This window comes from Stenotrophomonas sp. 57 (assembly GCF_030291075.1).
GTDB lineage: Bacteria > Pseudomonadota > Gammaproteobacteria > Xanthomonadales > Xanthomonadaceae > Stenotrophomonas.
This window is the reverse complement of record NZ_CP127407.1, coordinates 3,380,406-3,399,144: the sequence shown is the minus strand read 5'-3', so window position 1 is coordinate 3,399,144 and position 18,739 is coordinate 3,380,406. Positions and strand designations below refer to the sequence as shown.

Below are 18,739 nucleotides of genomic sequence, written 5' to 3'. Positions count from 1 at the left end.
TCCATGCGCATTGGCATCAAACTGATGCTGGTCGTTGCGGCAGCCCTCGTGGCTGCCGCACCGGCGCATGCACAGCGACAGAGCCTGGCCGACCGTGTCGGCGCGCTCGAGCAGCAGATGTACAACAACAGTGCCAACCAGGACCTGTTGAACCAGATCAACCAGCTGCGGCAGCAGGTCACCAGCCTGCAGGCCTCGATCGAGCAGTTGCAGCACGACAACGCCCAGCTGAAGCAGTCCGCCCAGGACCAGTACCTGGATCTGGACAGCCGCCTGAACCGGTTGGAAGGGGGCAACGCCGCCCCGGCCCTGCCGCCCGTTCCGGCGAGCGCGCCGAAGGCCGCCCCGGCCCCGGCAAAACCTGCAACGGCGGCCACTTCCGAGCGGCCGCCTTCCGTCCATGGTGACGCCGGCAGCCTGGCCGCCACCGGCGACGAGCGCACCTCCTACAACGTCGCCTTCGATTCGCTGAAGGCTGGCAAGTACGATGATTCGGCGCAGCTGTTCCTGAGCTTCCTGCAGCTGTACCCGAACGGCGTCTACGCGCCGAACGCGCTGTACTGGCTGGGCGAGAGCTACTACGCCACCCGCAATTTCCCGATGGCCGAGACCCAGTTCCGTGAACTGCTCGCGCGCTATCCGACCCACGACAAGGCCGCTGGCGGCCTGCTCAAGGTCGGCCTCTCGCAGTATGGCGAGGGCAAGGTCGACCAGGCCCAGCAGACGCTGGAGACCGTCGTGGCGCAGTACCCGGGCTCGGACGCCGCCCGCACCGCCCAGGACCGCCTGCAATCCATCCGCCTCGGCAAGCAGATCCGCTGATCCGCTGACCCGGCGTACAATAGATGCCCTGTAGAGCCGAGCCCATGCTCGGCTGCTTTCGTTTCCGGATCGGCAAACCCGCCCGGATCCGGTAGAGCCGGGCCATGCCCGTCCGGTTGCTGTTGTAGAGCCGAGCCAGGCTCGGCTGCTTTCGTTACCGGCCACGGTAGCCCACCTGCCACGTGTCCCACCAAGAAGTGCCCGCCATGACCGCCGTTACCCCGTCCAACGCCGTCGCCACCCCCAGCGACATCGTGCAGTCGCCGCTGCCGCGCCTGAAGATCACCGAGATCTTCACCTCGCTGCAGGGCGAAGCCGATACCGCCGGCTGGCCGACCGTGTTCGTGCGCCTGACCGGCTGCCCGCTGCGCTGCCAGTACTGCGACACTGCCTATGCGTTCCATGGCGGTACTTGGTGGGACATCGACGACATCGTGGCCGAAGTGCTGGCCCAGGGCGTGCGCCACGTCTGCGTGACCGGCGGCGAGCCGCTGGCGCAGAAGCGCTGCCTGGTGCTGCTGCAGAAGCTGTGCGACGCCGGCATGGACGTCTCGCTGGAGACCTCCGGCGCGCTGGACGTCAGTGCGGTGGACCCGCGGGTGTCGCGCGTGGTCGACATCAAGACCCCGGGTTCGGCCGAAGTGGCGCGCAACCGATGGGACAACCTGCCGCTGCTGAGCGCCCGTGACCAGATCAAGTTCGTCATCTGCAGCCGCGAAGACTACGACTGGGCCAAGGCCCTGCTGGCCGAGCACGATCTGGTCAAGCGCTGCACGGTGTTCTTCTCACCCAGCAAGGGCGAGATCACCGCACGCCAGCTGGCCGACTGGATCGTCGAAGACCGGCTGCCGGTGCGCTTCCAGATGCAGTTGCATAAAATCCTGTGGAACGACGAGCCGGGCCGATGAGCCCAGGCAACGTTCCCTGATGTAACTCCGGCGCGGGACAGCGTGCTGGCTTTCCCCCTCCCAACCGGATGTTTTACCCATGAAGAAGGCAGTCGTGCTTCTCTCCGGCGGCATGGATTCAGCCGCCGTCATCGCCATGGCCCAGGAACAGGGCTTCGCCGTGCATGCCCTGAGCGTGCGCTACGGCCAGCGCCACACCTCCGAACTGGACGCCGCCGCCCGCGTGGCCAAGGCCCAGGGCGTGGTCGCGCACAAGACCGTGGACGTGGACCTGCGCAGCATCGGCGGCTCGGCACTGACTGACGACATCGACGTGCCCGAGGCCGGCGGTGCCGGCATCCCGGTCACCTACGTGCCGGCGCGCAACACCATCATGCTGTCGCTGGCCTTGGGCTGGGCCGAAGTGCTCGGCGCCAACGACATCTTCTGCGGCGTCAACGCCGTGGACTACTCCGGCTACCCGGACTGCCGTCCCGAGTTCGTAGCCGCGTTCCAGGCGCTGGCCAACCTGGCCACCAAGTCGGGCGTGGAAGGGGCGGGCATCAAGGTGCATGCCCCGCTGCAGTTCCTCAGCAAGGGCCGGATCGTCAGCGAAGGCGTGCGCCTGGGCGTGGACTTCGGCCTGACCGTGTCCTGCTACAACGCCGACGCCAACGGTGCCGCCTGCGGCCACTGCGACGCCTGCCGCCTGCGCGCGCAGGGCTTCGCCGAAGCCGGCGTGCCGGATCCGACGCTGTACGCCTGAGGTGATGGGGGGGCGATGTCCCCATGGTAGGTGCCAACCGTGGTTGGCACTGAGCGCCGGGCACGGCCCGGCGCTACCGTTGCCGCAACCACCCCGACGCTTCAATAAACACCCGCACCGCCTCGGCATCGTCATAGTCCAGCTCGATCATCCGCGCGATCCCCGCCTTCTCATCCGGCTGCTGCCGCATGTACTCCTGCGCGATGCGATACCCGGCGTAGTACCCCACATCACTCACCCCGAACGCATTGCCGGCGTTGTTGTACAGCCAGTTGTCGAGGTCGGCCCCGTCCATCTCGGCAATGAAGCGTGCGCGGATATCCGCCTCGTGCGCGGGCCCGTAGGTGTATAGCGGCAATGCCGGCCGACGCCCGCTCAGCCGCTCGGCCACATACTCGGCCACACCCTCGCGCACCGCATACTGGGCCAGGCTGCCGGTGGTCTCGCGCTGCTGCGTGTGCACGTATTCGTGCAGGTTGTTCTGCGCGTTGTTCGCACCTGGCCGGCTGTCGTAGAAGATCCGCAGGCGCCCGCGCATTCTCTCCGGCAGCTCGCTCACGTCCACGCGCGCGTCGCCCAGCGCCATCTCCGCCCCGATCAGTACCTTGTCGCCCAGCGTGGTGCCGCCGGTGCGCAGCACGCCCACTGCGTAGGTGATGGTGGCCGGTCGCAGCGCCGGGTAAAGCGCACGGAAAGCGGCCAGATCGCGCTCCAGCGTGGCACTGGCCTGCTGTGCGTTGGCGGTGAGCGGCCGCACCGAGGTCCAGAAGCGCGGCCACGCCTGCATGGCCTCTGCGTACTCGCGGGCGGTGTAGTGGCGCACCTGCATCAGAGCATGCAGTCCGGGGCTGCCCGGATCGATGTAGCGCTGCTGCACCAGCGTCACGCGGCGCTCGGCATCGGGCTCGGCGCGCACCGCATCGTAGGTGGCCCAGAAGCGGGCAATGTCGTCGGTGACGACCTGGGACGGGGCGGCCAGGGCCGCACAGGGCAGCAGGGCGGCAAGCAGGCTGACGATCAGACGCATCCATGGCTCCAGGAAAGGATCGCAGATGGGATGCGCCAGTGGCCCGAAAGGTTTAAGCGCATTGCCGGGATCGGGGGCGGGCCGGTCGCTGGCCGGCAATCTCGACACACCGGGGTTTCACGCGGCCGGCCAAAGTAGGGTAGAATGCCCACCCCGCCGAAAGGCTGGGGCAGTGCAATGGGCCGTTAGCTCAGTCGGTAGAGCAGAAGACTTTTAATCTTTTGGTCGAAGGTTCGAATCCTTCACGGCCCACCAATTGCATCAACGACTTAGGCGCCCCTGTGGCGCCTTTTTCGTGTCTCCGGAAAAATTGCCGGAAAAATTAAGTGGTTCCACGCTCAAGTGCGTTCCTCCTTCCGGGCGGTTGAACGACCGGCAGTTCATGGTCGTAGCGCTGCCGCATCGTTTCGGTAACGTGGCCGCCTGCAGCCTTGTTGTCTCCGTCCGTGATGCCCCGGTGTTTGAGACCGTGCAGTGCGAAGCGCTCGCTCTTGGAGATCAGCCGCTTCCCGGCGTGCGGATCACACGGGCAACAGGTGATCAGCACCGCTACAGCGTCGCCGACCGCGAGAAGTTCACCGGCGTTCGTGCCTACTGGGGTGATCGCAAGGCAGCGCGCCGCACGGGCGTGCTGGTTGGCACATCCGACAACGAGAAGAAGCTGCAGGCGACGTATGCCAGCGCAGACGAGGCACGGCAGCACGCCGAAGCCGAGTTCAAGCGGCTGGACCGTGGCACCGCGCAGCTGAGCTACCGGCTCGCCGTTGGACGCGCCGATATCTACCCGGAGCAGACGGTTAACGTCAGTGGCTTCAAGCCAGAGATTGATGGCACCGACTGGTTAGTAACCAAGGCGACCCACACCATCGACGGGAGCAGCGGTTTCGTTACCGCCTTGGAACTTGAGTGGGACACATGATCAACCACTGAACGTGTACTCAGTGCGTCCGGCGTTCAAGAAGTGGCCGACGAATACCTGGGGCGCCACGGTCTGAAGATCCAATCCCTCAGCCAACGAGCGGGCGGTTTTCAATGCATGAGCCATGAGCTCGGGCTGGTTCTTTGGAAGTATCACGTACAACTCAAGACCACCGATCTCGTCGAAGAGACTCAAGAGGTCAACCGAACTCTTGAGATCATCCAGCAAGGCCATCCCCCTAGTCAGAATGGCTTGAGGATCGATCGCGACAATACCAGTAACGCCCTTGCCTTGTGCGCGCGCCAATCCAATTCCAATGTGTCGACCAACACTTATTAGATCATCCGCCTGCCCCGCAACAACTGTGCGGAGATCATCGTTTCCAACCCGACGCAGCCTCGCATCAGCTGGGGTTGCGGCTGGAGCCTCACGGCGCGGGCCGGACTCCGCTTGGCGCGCATCGGAAATTGCACGCTGAGTTACCTTCGTGCGAAGGAATGTTCCCGCGTTCTTGATGAAGTCCGACAGCGTGTACATCCAGAAGCATTCCACAGCCGCCTCACGCAACATCTCCATTACCAACTCAGGCTGAGGGCGCTTCCCAGAAAATGTTCTCGAGTCAAGCCACCAATCAGGCTTGACATCCGATGTAACGAACATTACCCGTTTCGTCTTGGTCTCTCTGCTGTGGGCAATAAGTTCACGCCACACCATGTAGTCTCCGTACTGACGGTCGTAGATCAGCCCATCAAAAACGTACTTATCACCAGCCTTTTCCTGATCGTAGTAACCCGGCCCAATCTTCGCCTTGAATCTCTCAGCCGCAAGCTCTTCGGCACTGTCAACGATGGCCTGGCTTCCTGGCCGTGAACCTATCCGGCCTTCAAGTAAATTCTCCACAAAACTGAGTACCGAGTCGGGCGCATTTGGGGAGATGTAATGACCGCTTTCGGAATTAGTTACCTTGAAGAGTTCCTCTGCCTTCTTTTCAATTTCCGCAAGCTTTTCCGCAATTTGTGGCCAACATGCTCGGTCACGAACACGATCATTCGAGATTGTCGCCTTGAAGACGTCATAAGCGTTTCTCGCATCCTTGCCCAATTGCTTGGCGGCCGCGAACTCCGCTTTCATGGCCTGCTGCCTATTCCGATGGAACTCCAACAGGACGTGATATGGAACCCATAGCCGGTCTTTCAATCGAGTAAGAAGCTCGACGACCTCTTCTCTTGTGGCCGCAGGCATGCGGTACAGACCCAACAGAACGTTGGTATCGAGTGCGATCATACTGTCATGCCCCCCCCACAGCGCCTCCAGCTGATCGGGGGTCGGATCGAAATAGCCAGAGAACTGTGCCCGCATATCTGTCACTCCTTTGCGCTCAACTTGGCGACTAGCAACCATTGCATTTCTACGGTACTGGAAGTGTCTTGGAGGACCATCGAGAAATATCTGCACGTCACCCGTAAACACCTGGCCAATTACGGCCCCTTCAAACACGGTCTGACCCTTGCACACGCACATCGCCGCTCCACGCTTCACACCATCACCGTAGCTCATAAGCCATCACACCGTATAACGCGCCACACCGGCGCCTCTTGCGATGTGACTTAGCGGCCTGAATACAGCGCGGCGTAAGCGTTATCGGCTGGGTTTCTTTGATGCTTTAGGCGGCTTGACAAAGATCTTTTGCCCACGCAGATCCACATCGCCGCTGATCTGCTGGCCGATGCTGGTGTTCTCGAACGAGGTGCGGGGCGCTGCTGCTGTCGTCGCAGGTGCAACGCCGCGCAATGCCGCCATGACAGCCGCGCGTGCCGAAGCCGACGCCGAGCGCCAAGCATCAAGTAGATCCGCGTCCGCCTCGGCCAAGCGATCACGCCGGCCGACTAGCACATAGGTCACATCAACGCCGAGTTCATCGGCCGCAACGAAGTAGGCGCCACCGGGCAGGTGTGCGTCTTGCTCGAACAGGATCTGCGTGCGCTTGGCAACACCGCAGGCCAGTCCCATGGCCTCCTGGGTCAGACCCAGCCGCTTCCGTTCTTCTTTCAGGCGAATACCTACAGACACGCAATTTCCCCCTTGACAGGTGCAGTTAACTTCACCACCATTCCACCTAGAAATACACAGGGGAAACGGAATGAAAGCCCAACGACGTACCACTGCGCTGCGCACTGCCGAACAAGCCCGGCAGTGGCTCATCGACAACGGCCTGTCCGTTCCCGCGTTTGCGGAGTTGCATGGACTGGACCGGCACGCCGTCAACAACGCTCTGCGCAGCACCAGCAAGTGCCGGATCGGAAAGACCCACGATGCTGCCGTCGCGCTCGGCATGAAGGCCGCCAGTGATTCTCACACAGATTCACCCGTTTCCACCCGTATTCGCACGGTCAAGAAGACTGCCGGCAAAGCCCCGGTTAAGTCGAAGGCTACGAAGAAGGCGCAGGGTAAGGCATGAGTGCCACAGTCGGACAACGCGCTGTGTTCTGCTGCCCTGCCTGCAAGGCCCGGCTGGTAAAGCGCACCAGTGCGTTGCAACACCCCTTCCTGCGCACTGACGCCTATGTCTGCCCGAACCCCATGTGTGGTGCTACGTACACCGGCAGTTCCGAACTGACCAACGTGGCCAGCCCCAGCGGCCTCCCCAGCGCTCCGGCCTGCGAACTGCCGCCTACACCCGGATATCAGCGGACGATGCTGCAGACGCGTTGGAAGCAAGACCAGGGCGAACTGCAAACCGACTGGATCGACGCAATCGAGTCCTGTCCCCCTGACGGCGAACAGCCCTCGGTCTGATCCACCTTTCCCCTTCCACCACCAACTGACCTGGCGCCATCTGGCGCCAGCTAGGGAGTGCTGCGCCTGTGATGCGCCACAAGACACAATTTGACGGCTGGTCCTCGGCAATGGAGCCGAGTTTCGTCACTGCTCCGGTGCGTATCGAGTACGTGCCCTATGCGCAGAAGCAGGGGGCGCCATCAGTGCACCGCCTTGTCGTCGGTGCTGGGTGCGCTGCCGTTGGCATCACACGTGGCGTAGTAGGCGGCAAGCACGTCACCCAGGGTGATTGCGAGCGGGCACACGCCGACGGCGAGCAGGCGGGCGATGAATGCCTGATACGCATCGTGGGGCCATTCGAGGGTGTCGGCGACCAGGCCGAAGGAGAGCGAAAGCTGACGCGCGGCAGAGTTACCGGGCGTGGAAGGGGCACCGTGAGGCACGGAGACGTCTCCTGTTGACGAGATTGGAAACCTCGGCGAGACGTTTCTACGCGACGCACCGAGGGTGTCGGGAGGGTAGAAACCGGTCAACAGTCCGGCGGGCAGTTTTCCCCTTGCGGGTGTTGTATGGCTGCCGCCCTCCCGACGCAGGAAAGCGTCGGTGCGCTCGAAAAGCAGGCGCAAAAAAACCGCGATGCTGACGGGCGCGGATACCGCTGTTGACTCGGAGTTTCTACGCTCCTTGCGGCAAATCCTGCTCCCCGTCCTTGGGGAAGTCAAGTAAAACTGTGTAGAAGTGTGCAGATTGGTTGCAGCTGCGGACAGGTTCATGCGGACACCTGTGCAGCGGTGTGCGAAGTCAGCACCTCATAGGCGCCGCCACGTGCAATGTGGGCCTTGACCAGTGCGCCAAGCTCTGCAGCGTCGCGCTGCCGACCTTGCCGGCCAACAGCTTCGACGCCCTCATCACTGACCCGCCGTATGCAAGCGGCGGCGTCCATGCGTCTGCTCGCCAGCGCAGCCCCAACGAGAAGTACATGCAGAGCAGTGCGCCATATCTGCATGCTGACTTCCCCAGCGATGAACGCGACCAGCGCTCGCACCTCGCGTGGATGCAGCTGTGGTTGGCGCAATGCAACCGCGTGCTGCGGGATGGTGCGCCGGTGTTGCTGTTCAGCGACTGGCGGCAGCTGCCGCTGACCACCGACGCGCTGCAGTGCGCCGGCTTCACCTGGCGCGGTGTGGCGGTGTGGGACAAGACGGGCGGCGTGCGTCCTCAGCGCGGCCGTTTCGCCAACCAGGCCGAGTACGTCGTATGGGGTAGCAAGGGCGGGATGCCGCTAAACCGCGCGGCACCAACGCTGCCGGGCGTCTTCCGCGAGGCCGTGCGCAAGTCTGACAAGCACCACCTTACCGGTAAGCCGACCGACCTCATGCGCCAGCTGGTGCGGATCTGCGAGCAGGGCGGGCGCATCCTCGATCCGTTCGTCGGCTCCGGCACCACGTTGGTAGCCGCGGACGCTGAGGGCTACAGCTGGACGGGGATCGAGATGACCGGGCACTACCATGACGTTGCCCGCTCGCGTTTGGTGCGTCACACCGAGTGACTGATGCTGTTCCGTGTCCCACAAGGCCGCCCACGAGGCGGCCTTTTTTCGTTACATAGCGGGTGAGTGATCAGACGTCGTACTTGACTTCAGCCTTCACGGATGTCACCGCCGTGCAGGCTCTAGCGTCGGGCCACTCCAGCGCGATCCTTTTTGGGTCATGGTTCACGCCGGTCACCTGAAGGACTAGTCGAACTTCCGCTGCGCCACCTGCAAGTATTGATTCGAGGCGATCAAAGGTCTGTGCCGAAGCAGCGTACGTCACCCCGACGTACTCCGGTTTACCAGCATCCGGAAGGGCGCAAGCGGAGCCTCGGTCCTCCGGATGGGTATCGATCTTCTCGAGACTTTCATCCTCGTCCTGACGGTCGATGGTGATCTTCCATGGCAGCTTGGTCAGATCCTCGCCATGTTCACCATGCAGTGTACGGCCGTTATCGAGCTCCCCCTGGAGTTCCAATTGGGGTTGATTGCCAGGTTCCAGAGGCATCAGGAGTGAGGCAGCGCTGATCTTTACGGTGAGTCGGTTGGCCAAAGGTGAGGTCTTCATGCGGCTCCTTGCCGGGGGTGTGAGTCCATCGTACGACGACGGGCGCGTTTCTGGTACAGACAATACGATGGTCAGCGCCAGCGTATGTCTATGATGACCATCACCCTGCGCGCGCACACGTCTCCCCGCCACGCCTGCGCACTTCATCGGGTGCTTTTTCTGCACCCCCTGCGGAGAGGCCCAAGCTCGGCCCTGTATGGCGTTCTCCGGGCGTCGCTGGCACCGGCTGGCCCTGCGGTTTCCTGCGCGGTAAGGGGGTGCTGCGAGGCGTCAGGTGCGTCATCTGGGAACCATCGGCCGGCGCTGATTTTTCAGGTGACCACGGGAAGAGGGTAACCAGGTAACACGCATCCCCAAACTATCGGTAAGTGATTGCCAGAAAAGGAAAAGTGAAGGTTACCTTTTGGGGTGATCTGAGGTAATTTCCTGACCCCGGCAGAGTAATGGCATTGATTTATCAGGAAATTTTGCATTGCTGATGTTACCTCTGGAAAAGGTAATGGGATTACTCGCAGATTACCCTATTGTTACCTTTAAATATCTCATGTAACCCATTGATTCTATGTATTTATTCGGTTGATTTGTCGGGGGGTTGCCTTTATTACCTCTTCCCCGTGGTCACCTCAAAATTTGCATCTAATCGCGTGTAAGAGGGCCATCAGCATGCCCGCCGCCGCACACGCTCACGCCTGCGGCCCGCTCCCTTGTCGCAGCGTTTGCGACGCCCAGCCGTATCCTGCCGGCCATGCCGCTGCCCCCCGACTTCTGCTGGACGACGCGCTCTGCGAGCCTCCCCGACGATGCTCCCACGGTCATCGCCTGCGGCGGCGTGTGGGTGGTCGTCCTGATGCAACGGGTGAACGACGGGATCTGGATCGCCAGTCTCGACCGGCACCGGCATGGCCCTGGCGGGCCGTTCCGCTGGTGTACCAGCTACGAGCAGGGTCGCGTCGGCGCCGAGATGTGGGTGACCAGGCAGGAGACCCGCCTGCGCGAGGATGTGGCCAAGATCGAGGCCTATCGAGAGGCGGTGCGGGCGAACAGGTTGGCTAGGCTGCACCTCAAGCCACCGTTCGGCTGGGAGGAGTAACCGCCTGCCGGCACTCGTTCAGCTGGCAGGCCGCAGCAGCTGTTCGGTGTTTACGGCTCGGCTGACGAGATACGCTTCCATGGCAGAAGTCTTGGACGCCAGGAGCATGGCCATCGCGTCCTCCGGCTCGGCGGCGAGCCACGCATCGAGCTGGCTAAGGTCGATCCAGACAGGCATCCCGTCGTGGATCTCGGCCGACACGACGCTGCTGTCGCCGTTGATGATGGTGAACGTGCCCAGGTTGCCGTCCGGCAGCAGCGGGGTGGCGTCCTCCCGCAGTCGTGCAGACCATAGGGGCCATCGGCGTGGATGAACCAGGGGCCCTTCTTGCAGTCCACGTCGCTGATCGGCCACTCGTAGAAGCCTGCAATCGGCACCAGGCACCTTCGCTTCTTGAACGCGGCGCTGAAGCTGTTCTTAGTGGCAACCGTCTCAATGCGGACATTGATGGCGCAGCCCTGCAGATTCTTGGCCATGGCCCAGAATGGCAAAAGGCCCCGCCCGAGCCAGGATACCCGGCGGCCTGTTCGCCGATCGAGGATTGCCGACGCTTATTGCGTGGGCGCCAGGTTGTAGCTGGGCGGGATCTCGGCCAACGCCGGCGCAAGGTCAATCAACGACGGCGTTCCGGAGTCGAGGACGGGACGTTGGACGAAACGACCACACATACACTCAGGCTAGGGGCGGCGCGCGTCGCAGAAGTGTGTAGAGACGCGCCCGCGTTCATCATGCAGCCCTGCCCAAGAGGGATTATTGAACATTGCTAGAACGGGAAGTCTACCCATTCGGCGTACTCACGTAGCTCGGTCGCGTATTTGGCATTTCCTCGCTTCTCTTGCAGATCGGCGAGACGCAAGAGGTGCTTCTTCGCCTCGGGCTGGACATCCTCAGGAAGAGAGATCAGGTCGACACTAAGGTGATTTCTAGCCAGTTTGGACGGTCGACTCGAAAGCACATGGCGCAAAAGCGGTGCCAAGAACTGACCGAAGTTTTGCACTGTTAGGAACGGCCCAATTCCCAGTGTTTGAGCGAAATCATCATCTTCATCTTGGACGGGTAGTACGCTGCAGATGAGGTAGTCGACGACCGCAGCCCTTTCGTGGGCTTCCAGGTGCTTGGCGTCTGGAGCGCGGAAGAATGCCTTGCTGTGCCGATAAATCTCCGCTGAGTCGCCGCTTAGCAGCAGCGTGTAGAACATTCTTGCAGCGCTTGCCGCATGCTCAGGGGCTTCGCTGAACACAAGGCGGTAAGCCGCTGAAATGCGAGAAAGAAGGGATTCATCAAAATAGATGTCGTCATACGCGCTGTGTCTGGCATAGGCGGCGGGCAGAACATCAAGGAGCAGTCGCGCCTTCTCTTGCGTCCGAACTCCGCGCAGCATGTGCGGAAGAATTGCGATGGCACCGGTGTCGCGCTCGACCTTGCGGAGTAGCTGCTCCGCCGTGAAGCCACTTCGGGCACTGCGTTTTGCCGCGACTTCTTGCGTGATCTTTCCAACAAGTGCCGTCACGATCACGGCGTTGTTCTGATCTGGGGCTGCTACGCTATCTCGCACGACCTTTCCAGGGTGGATTAGGTTTCGATAGTCCTTCACGGCACTGCAGAGCTTCGCTGCTGTTTCGCTGATTTCCTCAGCCGCCTCGCAGCGAGCGATGGCTTCGGTCAGCATGATCTTACGCAGCCGTTCTTCATCGCCCGGTGACGAAAGCCATTCCAGATGCTCGACGAGAATGGCCTCAATCAGGCTGCCGGCCATCACCATTGCAGCTTTCCATGCGCCTGCCTGCAGACAGATCTGCATTTCTGCGAAGTCCGCCTCAAGAATGGCGCGATAGTGGGGAGCGGTGATGTAGTCAAACGGTGGAGCTTGGGTCGCAGATTCCATGCCTGTCGCCTGAGATGCCGGAAAAATTGTTGGTTGAGCATAAGGCAACCAAGGGTTTCACGCTTCGTGGCCGGAAAAATTCCCTGGCTTAAGTCTCTGTATATAAAGGTATCGGCAGTGTTCTTTTAATCTTTTGGTCGAAGGTTCGAATCCTTCACGGCCCACCATTGCACTCAAGGACACCAGCGCCCATTGGGCGCTTTTTTTTTGCTCCGCAGAACACCGGTTGCTGCGCAATGCAACGCAACCGGATGAACCGCAGGGGCTCAGCATTCACGCCACGTGGTTCTTTGGCCCGGCGCTCTTCTTCTTTCGCGTCGAGGGCCCTGCGGCCTTGGGCGCCACCAGATCCACTTTGATTCGATAACCCAACGCCGTAGCCGTCCGGCTGAGCGTATCGAGCGTGAGACCGGTATCGGCTTCATCCAATACTCGATCCAGCTGTGAGCGACTGGTATGCATGCGCTTGGCCAATGTTGCCTTGCTGATGTTGACGGCCTTCATCGCCTCGGCCACCTGCCAGGCAATCACGCGCTTGACCGCCAATGATGCCGACTCCTGCAGCAGGCCTTCAGACTCAAGGAAGTCATCAAAGCTTGATCCAACGTGTTTGTTCTTGCTCATCTGATTACCTCATCCCGGCGCTTCCTGGCCAGTTCCAGGTCTGACGTGGGCGTCTTCTGTGACTTCTTCACGAACCCGTGCAACAGCACCATGTCCCGCTGTACGGTCGTGAACATGACGCGTGCGATGCCCTCAGGGATTGAACTTCGAATCTCCCACAACCGGTCATCCATCTTTCGCACCAGTGGCATACCCAAGGGCCAACCCAGCTGAACGGTCTTGATGTCTCCGCCGATAGCTTTGCGGGCGTCGGCGGAAACCTCCTCCTTCAGCCAGACCCGGACCGGCTCATCGGCCGCGGATGAGCGGTAGAACTTCACATTCAGGATCGCTTCCATGCGCATACCTGTTGACCTCGCGTTGCTGGCTTGGCAGCAACGGCATCAGTGTACCAATGTGTACATAAATTTGTACATATCCCGGGCAATCCACTGGGGCTGGCGCTACTGCCGGTGCACTTACTCCGGCCGGACATCCCGGCACACCAGTTCCGCCAGCCCGCGGCAGGCGAAGAACAGCCCTTCAACAACGCCGGCATCCAGATGCCGGTCCGGCGTGGCCATTGCCCGGCAGCGGTCGGCGGCGTGCAGCATTTCCGCCACGGTCAGCATGCCGATGGCGGCCCGTTCCACCCGCGACAGGGCAACCCCGCGCCCTGAGGAAACGTTCGTTTCAGGCCAGGGCAAGCCATCGGCGCCTTCGCCCGCGCGGATGCGTCTGAGGCAGCCCAGAAACGTGCTCAGTTCGGGTGAAGGGTTGTCGTCGTCATCGTTCGTGCTGGCGGCGTATGAAGCATAGGGCGGACGGTCGGTCATCTCGGCTTCCTCGGCTCTGGAGTGGGCGTGCCACCGCGCAGGGCGGGTGGCGGGCGATGCGTGGCTGCAAGCCGGGATGACGGTAAGCAGTTAACCGGCGGGCCAGAAGGCCCCCACGCAGCGCCCGCCATGAAGGCCGACGGATCACCCGCCGGCATGGTCCAGTGACAGTGCCGACGGGTGAGCGCAAACAACATGCCTACAGTCATCACGGGCTTGCAGGCCCGCTGCCACCTGTTGTCGGCGGCGCTGCATGGTGTTTACGCCTGCGCTTGGAACTCAATGAGGATTTTCCGAAGAACAATGCGGAACCCAGGCGCGCGACGATGGTGGCGCAGGCTGCGCCGATGCAGCAAGCGACAGGGCGCGACGCATGTGCTCATGCGCTTGGTCAATCGCGTTGGAGAATGTCGGAATTTACTGGCGACGGTGAGTACTTCGTGATGTGATACGTGGGAAATGAGCTCCACTCTCTTCAGCCGTGGTGGCTCGGAACAGCGGTTCATGCGCTAAAAGAGCGGTGCATCTGCGACGGCCAAGGTGTTGTAGAGCCGAGCCATGCTCGGCTGCGGTTTGCACCAAGGCCTAGCCGAGCGCGGGCTCGGCTCTACAGTGATCCATCCGCGCTTGGCGTGGATCTACGCATTTCGCAGGGGTGTTGGGCGTGCCGAAGCCGCCAATGCCTGCGGCAGGGCGGTATCCTCGGCATCTTTCCCAGGATGGGTTTTCCCATGCGCTTGATCATGCTGTCGCTGTTGTTGTCCGCCGCGTCCGCTACGCCGTTGATGGCTGCCGAACCGCCGCCGTCCGCGCAGACAACGCCGGCCACGCCGCTGGTCATCGGCGAAACCTTCACCATCGAATCGAAAACGCTGGGCGAGACCCGCCGCATCAATGTCTACCGCCCGCAGCCGTGGGGCCTGGACCCGAAAGCACCGCTGCCGGTGCTCTACATGCCCGACGGCGGCATCGGCGAGGACTTCCTGCATGTGGCCGGGCTGGTGCAGGTGCTGAGCGGCAACGGCAGCATGCGTCCGTTCCTGCTGGTCGGCATCGAGAACACCGAGCGCCGCCGCGACATGACCGGCCCCAGCAGCGATCCGCAGGACCAGAAGATCGCGCCGCGCATTGGTGGCTCGGCGGCCTACCGCACCTTCCTGCGCGATGAACTGATGCCGCAGGTGCGCCAGCGCTACCCGACTACCGACGAGCGCGCGTTGATCGGCGAGTCGCTGGCTGGCTTGTTCGTGGTCGAAACGCTGCTGCAGGAGCCGACGCTGTTCGACAGCTACATCGCGCTGGACCCCAGCCTGTGGTGGAACCGGGGTACCATGCTGGCGGGCGCGGCCAAGCAGCTGCCGGCGGTGACGCGCGCACAGCCGCGCGTGTTCCTGGCCAGCAGTGGGCAGCCGGAGCTGGCTGCGTCCGCCGCGCAGTTGGCCACGCTGCTGCAACAGGCGTCGCCGTCGCCGCTGGTGAAGTACCTGCCGCTGCCGGAGGAAACTCACGCCACGATCTATCACCCGGCCGCGCTGCAGGCGCTGCGGACGCTGTTCCCGGCACCGCCGCCGGCCTCGCCCTGAGAGTGGCTTGGCGTACGGCAACGCGGCGTGTGAGGATGCGGTAGCGGCGCCACCTGCGTGCGCCGCCCGCAACGGGAGAGCGAACGGATGCAGCGTGTGCATGGATGGAGTGTGGCGGTCTGCCTGGCCGTGAGTGGCTGTGCGATGTCGGTGGCACCGCCGGCAGCGCACAGTGAAGCGAAGGAGCGCCCGGCCGCCGCCGTGCCGGGCGTGGTACTGCCGGATACCGAAGCGCTGCGCGTGCACGATCCGGTCGGCCGCGATTACCCGGTCTGGGTGGCGTTGCCGGCCGACTACGCCGCACATCCGGAAAAGCGCTATCCGGTGCTGTACGTGACCGACGCGCTTTACAGCTTCCCGCTGGTGCGCAGCGTGCGCAACATGGTGGGCCAGAAGGGCGTCAACCTCGAGGATTTCATCCTGGTCGGGCTGCCTCCGCAGGAGGGCCTGACGTCCAAGCAGAGCCGCTCGCGTGATTACACGCCCAGCGACCCGGCGCGTACCGATCCGCGTGACTACAGCGATGACGTCAGCTACGGCGGCGCGGCGCACTACCGCGATTTCCTCGCCGAGCGGGTGCTGCCGGTGATCGATGCGCGCTACCGCACTGATCCGGCGCGGCGTGCCTATGCGGGGCATTCCTATGGCGGCCTGTTCGGCGCCTATGTGCTGACCACGCGCCCGGACATGTTCCGCACCTACATCCTGTCCAGTCCGTCGCTGTGGTTTGACGGTCATCGGGTGCCGCGCATGCAGGCCGAGGCCAAGGCGCCGACGCAGCCGACCACGGTGGTGCTGTCGGTGGGCAGCTTTGAAACGGTCAAGCCGGAGCCGCGCTATTTCACCCGCAACGATATGCTGCGCCACAACGCCGAATTCGCCGAGCAGCTGCGCAACAGTGGGCGATCCTTGAAGGTGGAGAGCATGGTGATCGATGACGAGGACCACTTCACCGTTTACCCGGACATGATCACCCGCGCGCTGCTGAAGGTGTTCCCGGGTACCGGGCCGTACAGCAGCGGTTGATGGAGGATTCCATCCACGCCATGCGTGGATGAGTGCATCAGGCTGCCTGCGCATCCGGCCCGGTCAATACGCCGACATCGGCATGCCGGAAGCACAGCCGGATGGCGTCGAGCAGCTCGCTCATGTTGTAGGGCTTGGGCAGGAAATGGATGCCGTCGCGCAGCTGCGGCAACACCTGGTGCTGGTCCATGCCCGAGGTCACCAGGATCGGCAGGTGCGGGTACAGTCCGCGCACTTGGTTGGCCGCTTCAATACCGCTGATCGCACCCAGGTTGACGTCGGTGAACAGCAGGTCAAAACGCTCACCAGCGGCCAGCAGGCCCAATGCTGCTTCGGCAGAGCTCACGCCCACCACGTGGCAGGCCTGGCTTTCCAGCGCAAGACGGCTCAGCTCGCGGGTTTCCTCGGCATCCTCGATCAGCAGGACGCGGGGTTCAACGTGGCGCTTGGACAGCAACATGACGCTACAGCTCCGGAAAGCAGCAATGAAAAGGCGCGCAAGTATGCGCAAGCCGGGGGTGATCCCGGCGTGCACGCCAGGCTAAGCGGGCGTTACAGCGGGCGTGGGCGTCGCGGGCGTACCTGCCAGGCCAGCACTGCCACGGCCAGCAGCGCGGTGCCGATGCGCAGGCTGGTGGCTTGCCAGCCGAGCGCGACGGCGTCATCGAGGCTGAACACATTCCAGGCCAGGTTCATCGATACATGCAGGACCAGGCCACACCACAGGGTGTCGCCGTCCAGGTGATCCAGCCAGGCGAAGATGAAACCGCCCAGGGCAATCACCGCGCCGACGAACAGGGCGGTCCCGCCACCGTCGAAGCCGCCAAAACCCAGCCAGTGCACCCAGCCGAACAGCAGCGCCTGCGGCAGCGCGAGCAGGGGCCATGGCCCGCGCATGAGTTTCACCAGCAGCACGAAGCCGAGGCCGCGGAACAGCACTTCCTCGGCCAGCGGGAACAGCACGGCGAGCATCGTTGCATCCAGGGGGGTCAGTGCGGTGTTGGGCGTGCCCAGCAGCGCCAGGCCCAGCCAGCACGGCAGGCTGGCCAGCAGTACCCACATTGGGCCACGCCAGCCGTTGCCGCGCAGTCCCAGGCTGGCCATCAGGCCCGTCCCGCGTGGACGCATCAGCGCGGCCAGCAGCAGCGCCACGAGTGCGGCCAGTGCGTTGTCGAGCAGGCTGCCGCCATAGGCAATGGGCAAGGCGGGAATGGGCGTGCCGGCGGCCGCCGCGATATCGCGCAGATTCAGGCCAACGCCGACGCCGAGCAGCACCAGCACCCCTCGCACGGCGTTGGGCAGGCGGGAAAGAATGGTCATGCGCGCACTCCCTGCGGAACCAGCGCGCAGTGTGGATGGTGGCGAGGGACGCTGGCACGCGCCGGAAGTCCCTGTGCCATCGGTCATGTGTTGCCGCACAGTCATCGCAGTGCAGGTAGAGTCGAAACCGGACCGAGAGGAGCAATGCCGATGCTGTGCCCCGTGTGCAAGACCCAGACCCTGCAGATGGCCGAGCGCCATGGCATCGAGATCGATTACTGCCCGAGCTGCCGCGGCGTGTGGCTGGATCGTGGCGAGCTGGACAAGATCATCGAGCGCGCCGGTGCCGGTGCAGCGGTGCCGCCGCCTGCACCTGTGCAGGCACAGCCGGCTGCCGCGCCGCCGCCGCCGGTGATGCACCGTGACACCCGCCATCTGGGCCAGCGCTACGAAGACAGCCGTGGCCAGCAGTACGGCCACGGCTACAAGAAAAAGAAGAAGGACAGCTTCCTGTCGGAGCTGTTCGACTTCTAGCCGCTTCGCTCTTTGTAGCGTCGAGCCATGCTCGACGCTACAGGCGCGGCATGATCACGGCCGGCGCAGAATGAACTCGCGGTCGTGGGTATCGCCGACGATGAAGTCGTACTCGCCAACCTTGCTGCAGCCATAGCGCGCGTAGAAGCGCTGCGCGCCGAAGTTTTCTTCCCATACGCCCACCCACAGGGTGCGGCGCTGCGGCTGGTCCAGCCACTCCATGAACGCATCCATCAGGCGTGCGCCGTGGCCACCGTTCTGATAGTCGGCCAGGATATAGAACCGCTTCAGTTCGATGTCGCCCTCGCATGCATCCGTGTGCGGCAGGGTGTTCGCACCGGCGGCCAGATAGCCGACCACGGCGTCACCATCCATCAGCAGCCAGACCGCACTGCGGGGGTCGGACAGCTCGGCGCGCTGCGGTTCGCTGCTGTAGTGCGCCTGCAGGAAATCCTGCAGCTCCTGCGCCGGATACGAGTCACCCCAGGTTTCGTTGTAGGTGGCGATGGCGATGGCCGACAACGCGTCGACGTCGGCGAGGGTGGCGCGGCGGATCTGCAGCGACATGGCGGGGCCTGCAATGGAACGAGGCGCAGTCTAGCCGGCCCCGGCGGCTGCCGGGGC

At 63.1% G+C, this 18,739-nt stretch carries 24 protein-coding genes, 1 tRNA gene and 3 pseudogenes; 13 read left to right on the top strand and 15 right to left on the bottom strand.

Features of this window, described 5'->3' with window-relative positions:
* Window positions 1-3: 3 nt before the first annotated feature.
* From ybgF to queC, 3 genes are all read left to right on the top strand, one after another.
* The gene (gene ybgF / locus QP512_RS15695; RefSeq protein WP_241873104.1) at window positions 4-822 is read left to right on the top strand and encodes a tol-pal system protein YbgF; all 819 of its coding nucleotides are present in this window, start codon (window positions 4-6) and stop codon (window positions 820-822) included.
* Between the two features lie 206 nt (window positions 823-1,028).
* On the top strand, window positions 1,029-1,730 hold the full coding sequence (gene queE / locus QP512_RS15690) for a 7-carboxy-7-deazaguanine synthase QueE (protein WP_286069564.1): 702 nt from the start codon (window positions 1,029-1,031) through the stop codon (window positions 1,728-1,730).
* Window positions 1,731-1,809: 79 nt separating this feature from the next.
* The gene (gene queC / locus QP512_RS15685) at window positions 1,810-2,475 is read left to right on the top strand and encodes a 7-cyano-7-deazaguanine synthase QueC (protein ID WP_286069563.1); all 666 of its coding nucleotides are present in this window, start codon (window positions 1,810-1,812) and stop codon (window positions 2,473-2,475) included.
* Between the two features lie 73 nt (window positions 2,476-2,548).
* On the opposite strand, the gene QP512_RS15680 is transcribed toward queC, so the two are convergent.
* Entirely contained in the window at window positions 2,549-3,502 is a 954-nt protein-coding gene (locus QP512_RS15680; RefSeq protein WP_286069561.1) for a DUF2268 domain-containing putative Zn-dependent protease, read from the bottom strand.
* 179 nt (window positions 3,503-3,681) lie between these two features.
* On the opposite strand from QP512_RS15680, the gene QP512_RS15675 reads away from it, so the two are divergent.
* A tRNA-Lys gene (locus tag QP512_RS15675) sits at window positions 3,682-3,757 on the top strand.
* Between the two features lie 67 nt (window positions 3,758-3,824).
* Here the strand turns inward: QP512_RS15675 and QP512_RS15670 are convergent.
* A pseudogene (locus tag QP512_RS15670) lies at window positions 3,825-4,004 on the bottom strand (integrase); the annotation flags it as partial.
* Here QP512_RS15670 and QP512_RS15665 point away from each other — a divergent pair.
* Window positions 4,002-4,421: pseudogene (locus QP512_RS15665) on the top strand (phage late control D family protein); the annotation flags it as partial. The pseudogenes QP512_RS15670 and QP512_RS15665 sit on opposite strands and share 3 nt — an antisense overlap.
* On the opposite strand, the gene QP512_RS15660 reads toward QP512_RS15665, so the two are convergent.
* Entirely contained in the window at window positions 4,422-5,978 is a 1,557-nt protein-coding gene (locus QP512_RS15660) for a PIN domain-containing protein (RefSeq protein WP_286069559.1), read from the bottom strand.
* A gap of 81 nt (window positions 5,979-6,059) precedes the next feature.
* A complete protein-coding gene (locus QP512_RS15655; protein ID WP_286069558.1) occupies window positions 6,060-6,491 on the bottom strand; it encodes a helix-turn-helix transcriptional regulator in 432 nt (143 codons plus the stop codon).
* Window positions 6,492-6,561: 70 nt separating this feature from the next.
* Between QP512_RS15655 and QP512_RS15650 the strand changes: the two genes are divergently transcribed.
* Both QP512_RS15650 and QP512_RS15645 read left to right on the top strand, forming a co-directional pair.
* A complete protein-coding gene (locus QP512_RS15650; protein ID WP_286069556.1) occupies window positions 6,562-6,879 on the top strand; it encodes a DNA-binding protein in 318 nt (105 codons plus the stop codon).
* The gene (locus QP512_RS15645; RefSeq protein ID WP_099562809.1) at window positions 6,876-7,217 is read left to right on the top strand and encodes an ogr/Delta-like zinc finger family protein; all 342 of its coding nucleotides are present in this window, start codon (window positions 6,876-6,878) and stop codon (window positions 7,215-7,217) included. Before QP512_RS15650 ends, QP512_RS15645 begins: the two co-directional genes overlap by 4 nt.
* A 182-nt stretch (window positions 7,218-7,399) precedes the next feature.
* Here QP512_RS15645 and QP512_RS15640 read toward each other — a convergent pair whose 3' ends face one another.
* The gene (locus QP512_RS15640) at window positions 7,400-7,972 is read right to left on the bottom strand and encodes a hypothetical protein (protein ID WP_286069553.1); all 573 of its coding nucleotides are present in this window, start codon (window positions 7,970-7,972) and stop codon (window positions 7,400-7,402) included.
* 59 nt (window positions 7,973-8,031) lie between these two features.
* Here QP512_RS15640 and QP512_RS15635 point away from each other — a divergent pair, with 59 nt between their 5' ends.
* Window positions 8,032-8,748 carry a DNA methyltransferase gene (locus tag QP512_RS15635; RefSeq protein WP_286069552.1) on the top strand — a complete coding sequence of 239 codons (717 nt, stop codon included), beginning with the start codon at window positions 8,032-8,034 and terminating at the stop codon, window positions 8,746-8,748.
* A gap of 70 nt (window positions 8,749-8,818) precedes the next feature.
* Here QP512_RS15635 and QP512_RS15630 read toward each other — a convergent pair whose 3' ends face one another.
* On the bottom strand, window positions 8,819-9,298 hold the full coding sequence (locus QP512_RS15630) for a hypothetical protein (protein WP_286069550.1): 480 nt from the start codon (window positions 9,296-9,298) through the stop codon (window positions 8,819-8,821).
* A gap of 745 nt (window positions 9,299-10,043) precedes the next feature.
* Between QP512_RS15630 and QP512_RS15625 the strand changes: the two genes are divergently transcribed.
* Complete coding sequence (locus tag QP512_RS15625) at window positions 10,044-10,388, top strand: hypothetical protein (protein ID WP_286069549.1); 345 nt, start codon at window positions 10,044-10,046, stop codon at window positions 10,386-10,388.
* An 18-nt stretch (window positions 10,389-10,406) separates the two neighbouring features.
* Here the strand turns inward: QP512_RS15625 and QP512_RS15620 are convergent, their stop codons facing one another.
* The 6 genes and pseudogenes from QP512_RS15620 to QP512_RS15595 all read right to left on the bottom strand — a co-directional run bounded on the left by QP512_RS15620 (window position 10,407) and on the right by QP512_RS15595 (window position 13,712).
* Window positions 10,407-10,742 carry an SOS response-associated peptidase family protein gene (locus QP512_RS15620; RefSeq protein ID WP_286069548.1) on the bottom strand — a complete coding sequence of 112 codons (336 nt, stop codon included), beginning with the start codon at window positions 10,740-10,742 and terminating at the stop codon, window positions 10,407-10,409.
* Window positions 10,743-10,750: 8 nt separating this feature from the next.
* Window positions 10,751-10,864, bottom strand: a pseudogene (locus QP512_RS15615) (SOS response-associated peptidase family protein); the annotation flags it as partial.
* A gap of 287 nt (window positions 10,865-11,151) precedes the next feature.
* Window positions 11,152-12,273 (bottom strand): hypothetical protein, encoded by a 1,122-nt coding sequence (locus tag QP512_RS15610; RefSeq protein ID WP_286069547.1) that lies wholly within the window; start codon window positions 12,271-12,273, stop codon window positions 11,152-11,154.
* A 273-nt stretch (window positions 12,274-12,546) separates the two neighbouring features.
* Window positions 12,547-12,897 (bottom strand): helix-turn-helix transcriptional regulator, encoded by a 351-nt coding sequence (locus QP512_RS15605; protein WP_286069546.1) that lies wholly within the window; start codon window positions 12,895-12,897, stop codon window positions 12,547-12,549.
* Entirely contained in the window at window positions 12,894-13,235 is a 342-nt protein-coding gene (locus QP512_RS15600; RefSeq protein WP_286069545.1) for a type II toxin-antitoxin system RelE/ParE family toxin, read from the bottom strand. Before QP512_RS15600 ends, QP512_RS15605 begins: the two co-directional genes overlap by 4 nt.
* A 120-nt stretch (window positions 13,236-13,355) precedes the next feature.
* Window positions 13,356-13,712, bottom strand: coding sequence for a hypothetical protein (locus tag QP512_RS15595; protein WP_286069544.1), 357 nt, complete (start codon window positions 13,710-13,712; stop codon window positions 13,356-13,358).
* Between the two features lie 170 nt (window positions 13,713-13,882).
* Between QP512_RS15595 and QP512_RS15590 the strand changes: the two genes are divergently transcribed.
* The 3 genes from QP512_RS15590 (at window position 13,883) to QP512_RS15580 (ending at window position 16,321) form a co-directional block, all read left to right on the top strand.
* The gene (locus QP512_RS15590; protein ID WP_286069543.1) at window positions 13,883-14,161 is read left to right on the top strand and encodes a hypothetical protein; all 279 of its coding nucleotides are present in this window, start codon (window positions 13,883-13,885) and stop codon (window positions 14,159-14,161) included.
* Window positions 14,162-14,443: 282 nt separating this feature from the next.
* Complete coding sequence (locus QP512_RS15585) at window positions 14,444-15,295, top strand: alpha/beta hydrolase-fold protein (protein WP_286069541.1); 852 nt, start codon at window positions 14,444-14,446, stop codon at window positions 15,293-15,295.
* Window positions 15,296-15,382: 87 nt separating this feature from the next.
* A complete protein-coding gene (locus QP512_RS15580; protein ID WP_286069539.1) occupies window positions 15,383-16,321 on the top strand; it encodes an alpha/beta hydrolase-fold protein in 939 nt (312 codons plus the stop codon).
* A gap of 37 nt (window positions 16,322-16,358) precedes the next feature.
* Here the strand turns inward: QP512_RS15580 and QP512_RS15575 are convergent, their stop codons facing one another.
* Complete coding sequence (locus QP512_RS15575) at window positions 16,359-16,781, bottom strand: response regulator (RefSeq protein WP_057496965.1); 423 nt, start codon at window positions 16,779-16,781, stop codon at window positions 16,359-16,361.
* A 92-nt stretch (window positions 16,782-16,873) separates the two neighbouring features.
* Window positions 16,874-17,641, bottom strand: a complete 768-nt coding sequence (locus QP512_RS15570; RefSeq protein ID WP_286069537.1) for a CPBP family glutamic-type intramembrane protease — start codon at window positions 17,639-17,641, stop codon at window positions 16,874-16,876.
* A 150-nt stretch (window positions 17,642-17,791) separates the two neighbouring features.
* Between QP512_RS15570 and QP512_RS15565 the strand changes: the two genes are divergently transcribed.
* Window positions 17,792-18,115 (top strand): zf-TFIIB domain-containing protein, encoded by a 324-nt coding sequence (locus QP512_RS15565; RefSeq protein ID WP_286069536.1) that lies wholly within the window; start codon window positions 17,792-17,794, stop codon window positions 18,113-18,115.
* 54 nt (window positions 18,116-18,169) lie between these two features.
* On the opposite strand, the gene QP512_RS15560 is transcribed toward QP512_RS15565, so the two are convergent.
* Entirely contained in the window at window positions 18,170-18,682 is a 513-nt protein-coding gene (locus QP512_RS15560; RefSeq protein WP_286069534.1) for a GNAT family N-acetyltransferase, read from the bottom strand.
* Window positions 18,683-18,739 lie beyond the last annotated feature (57 nt).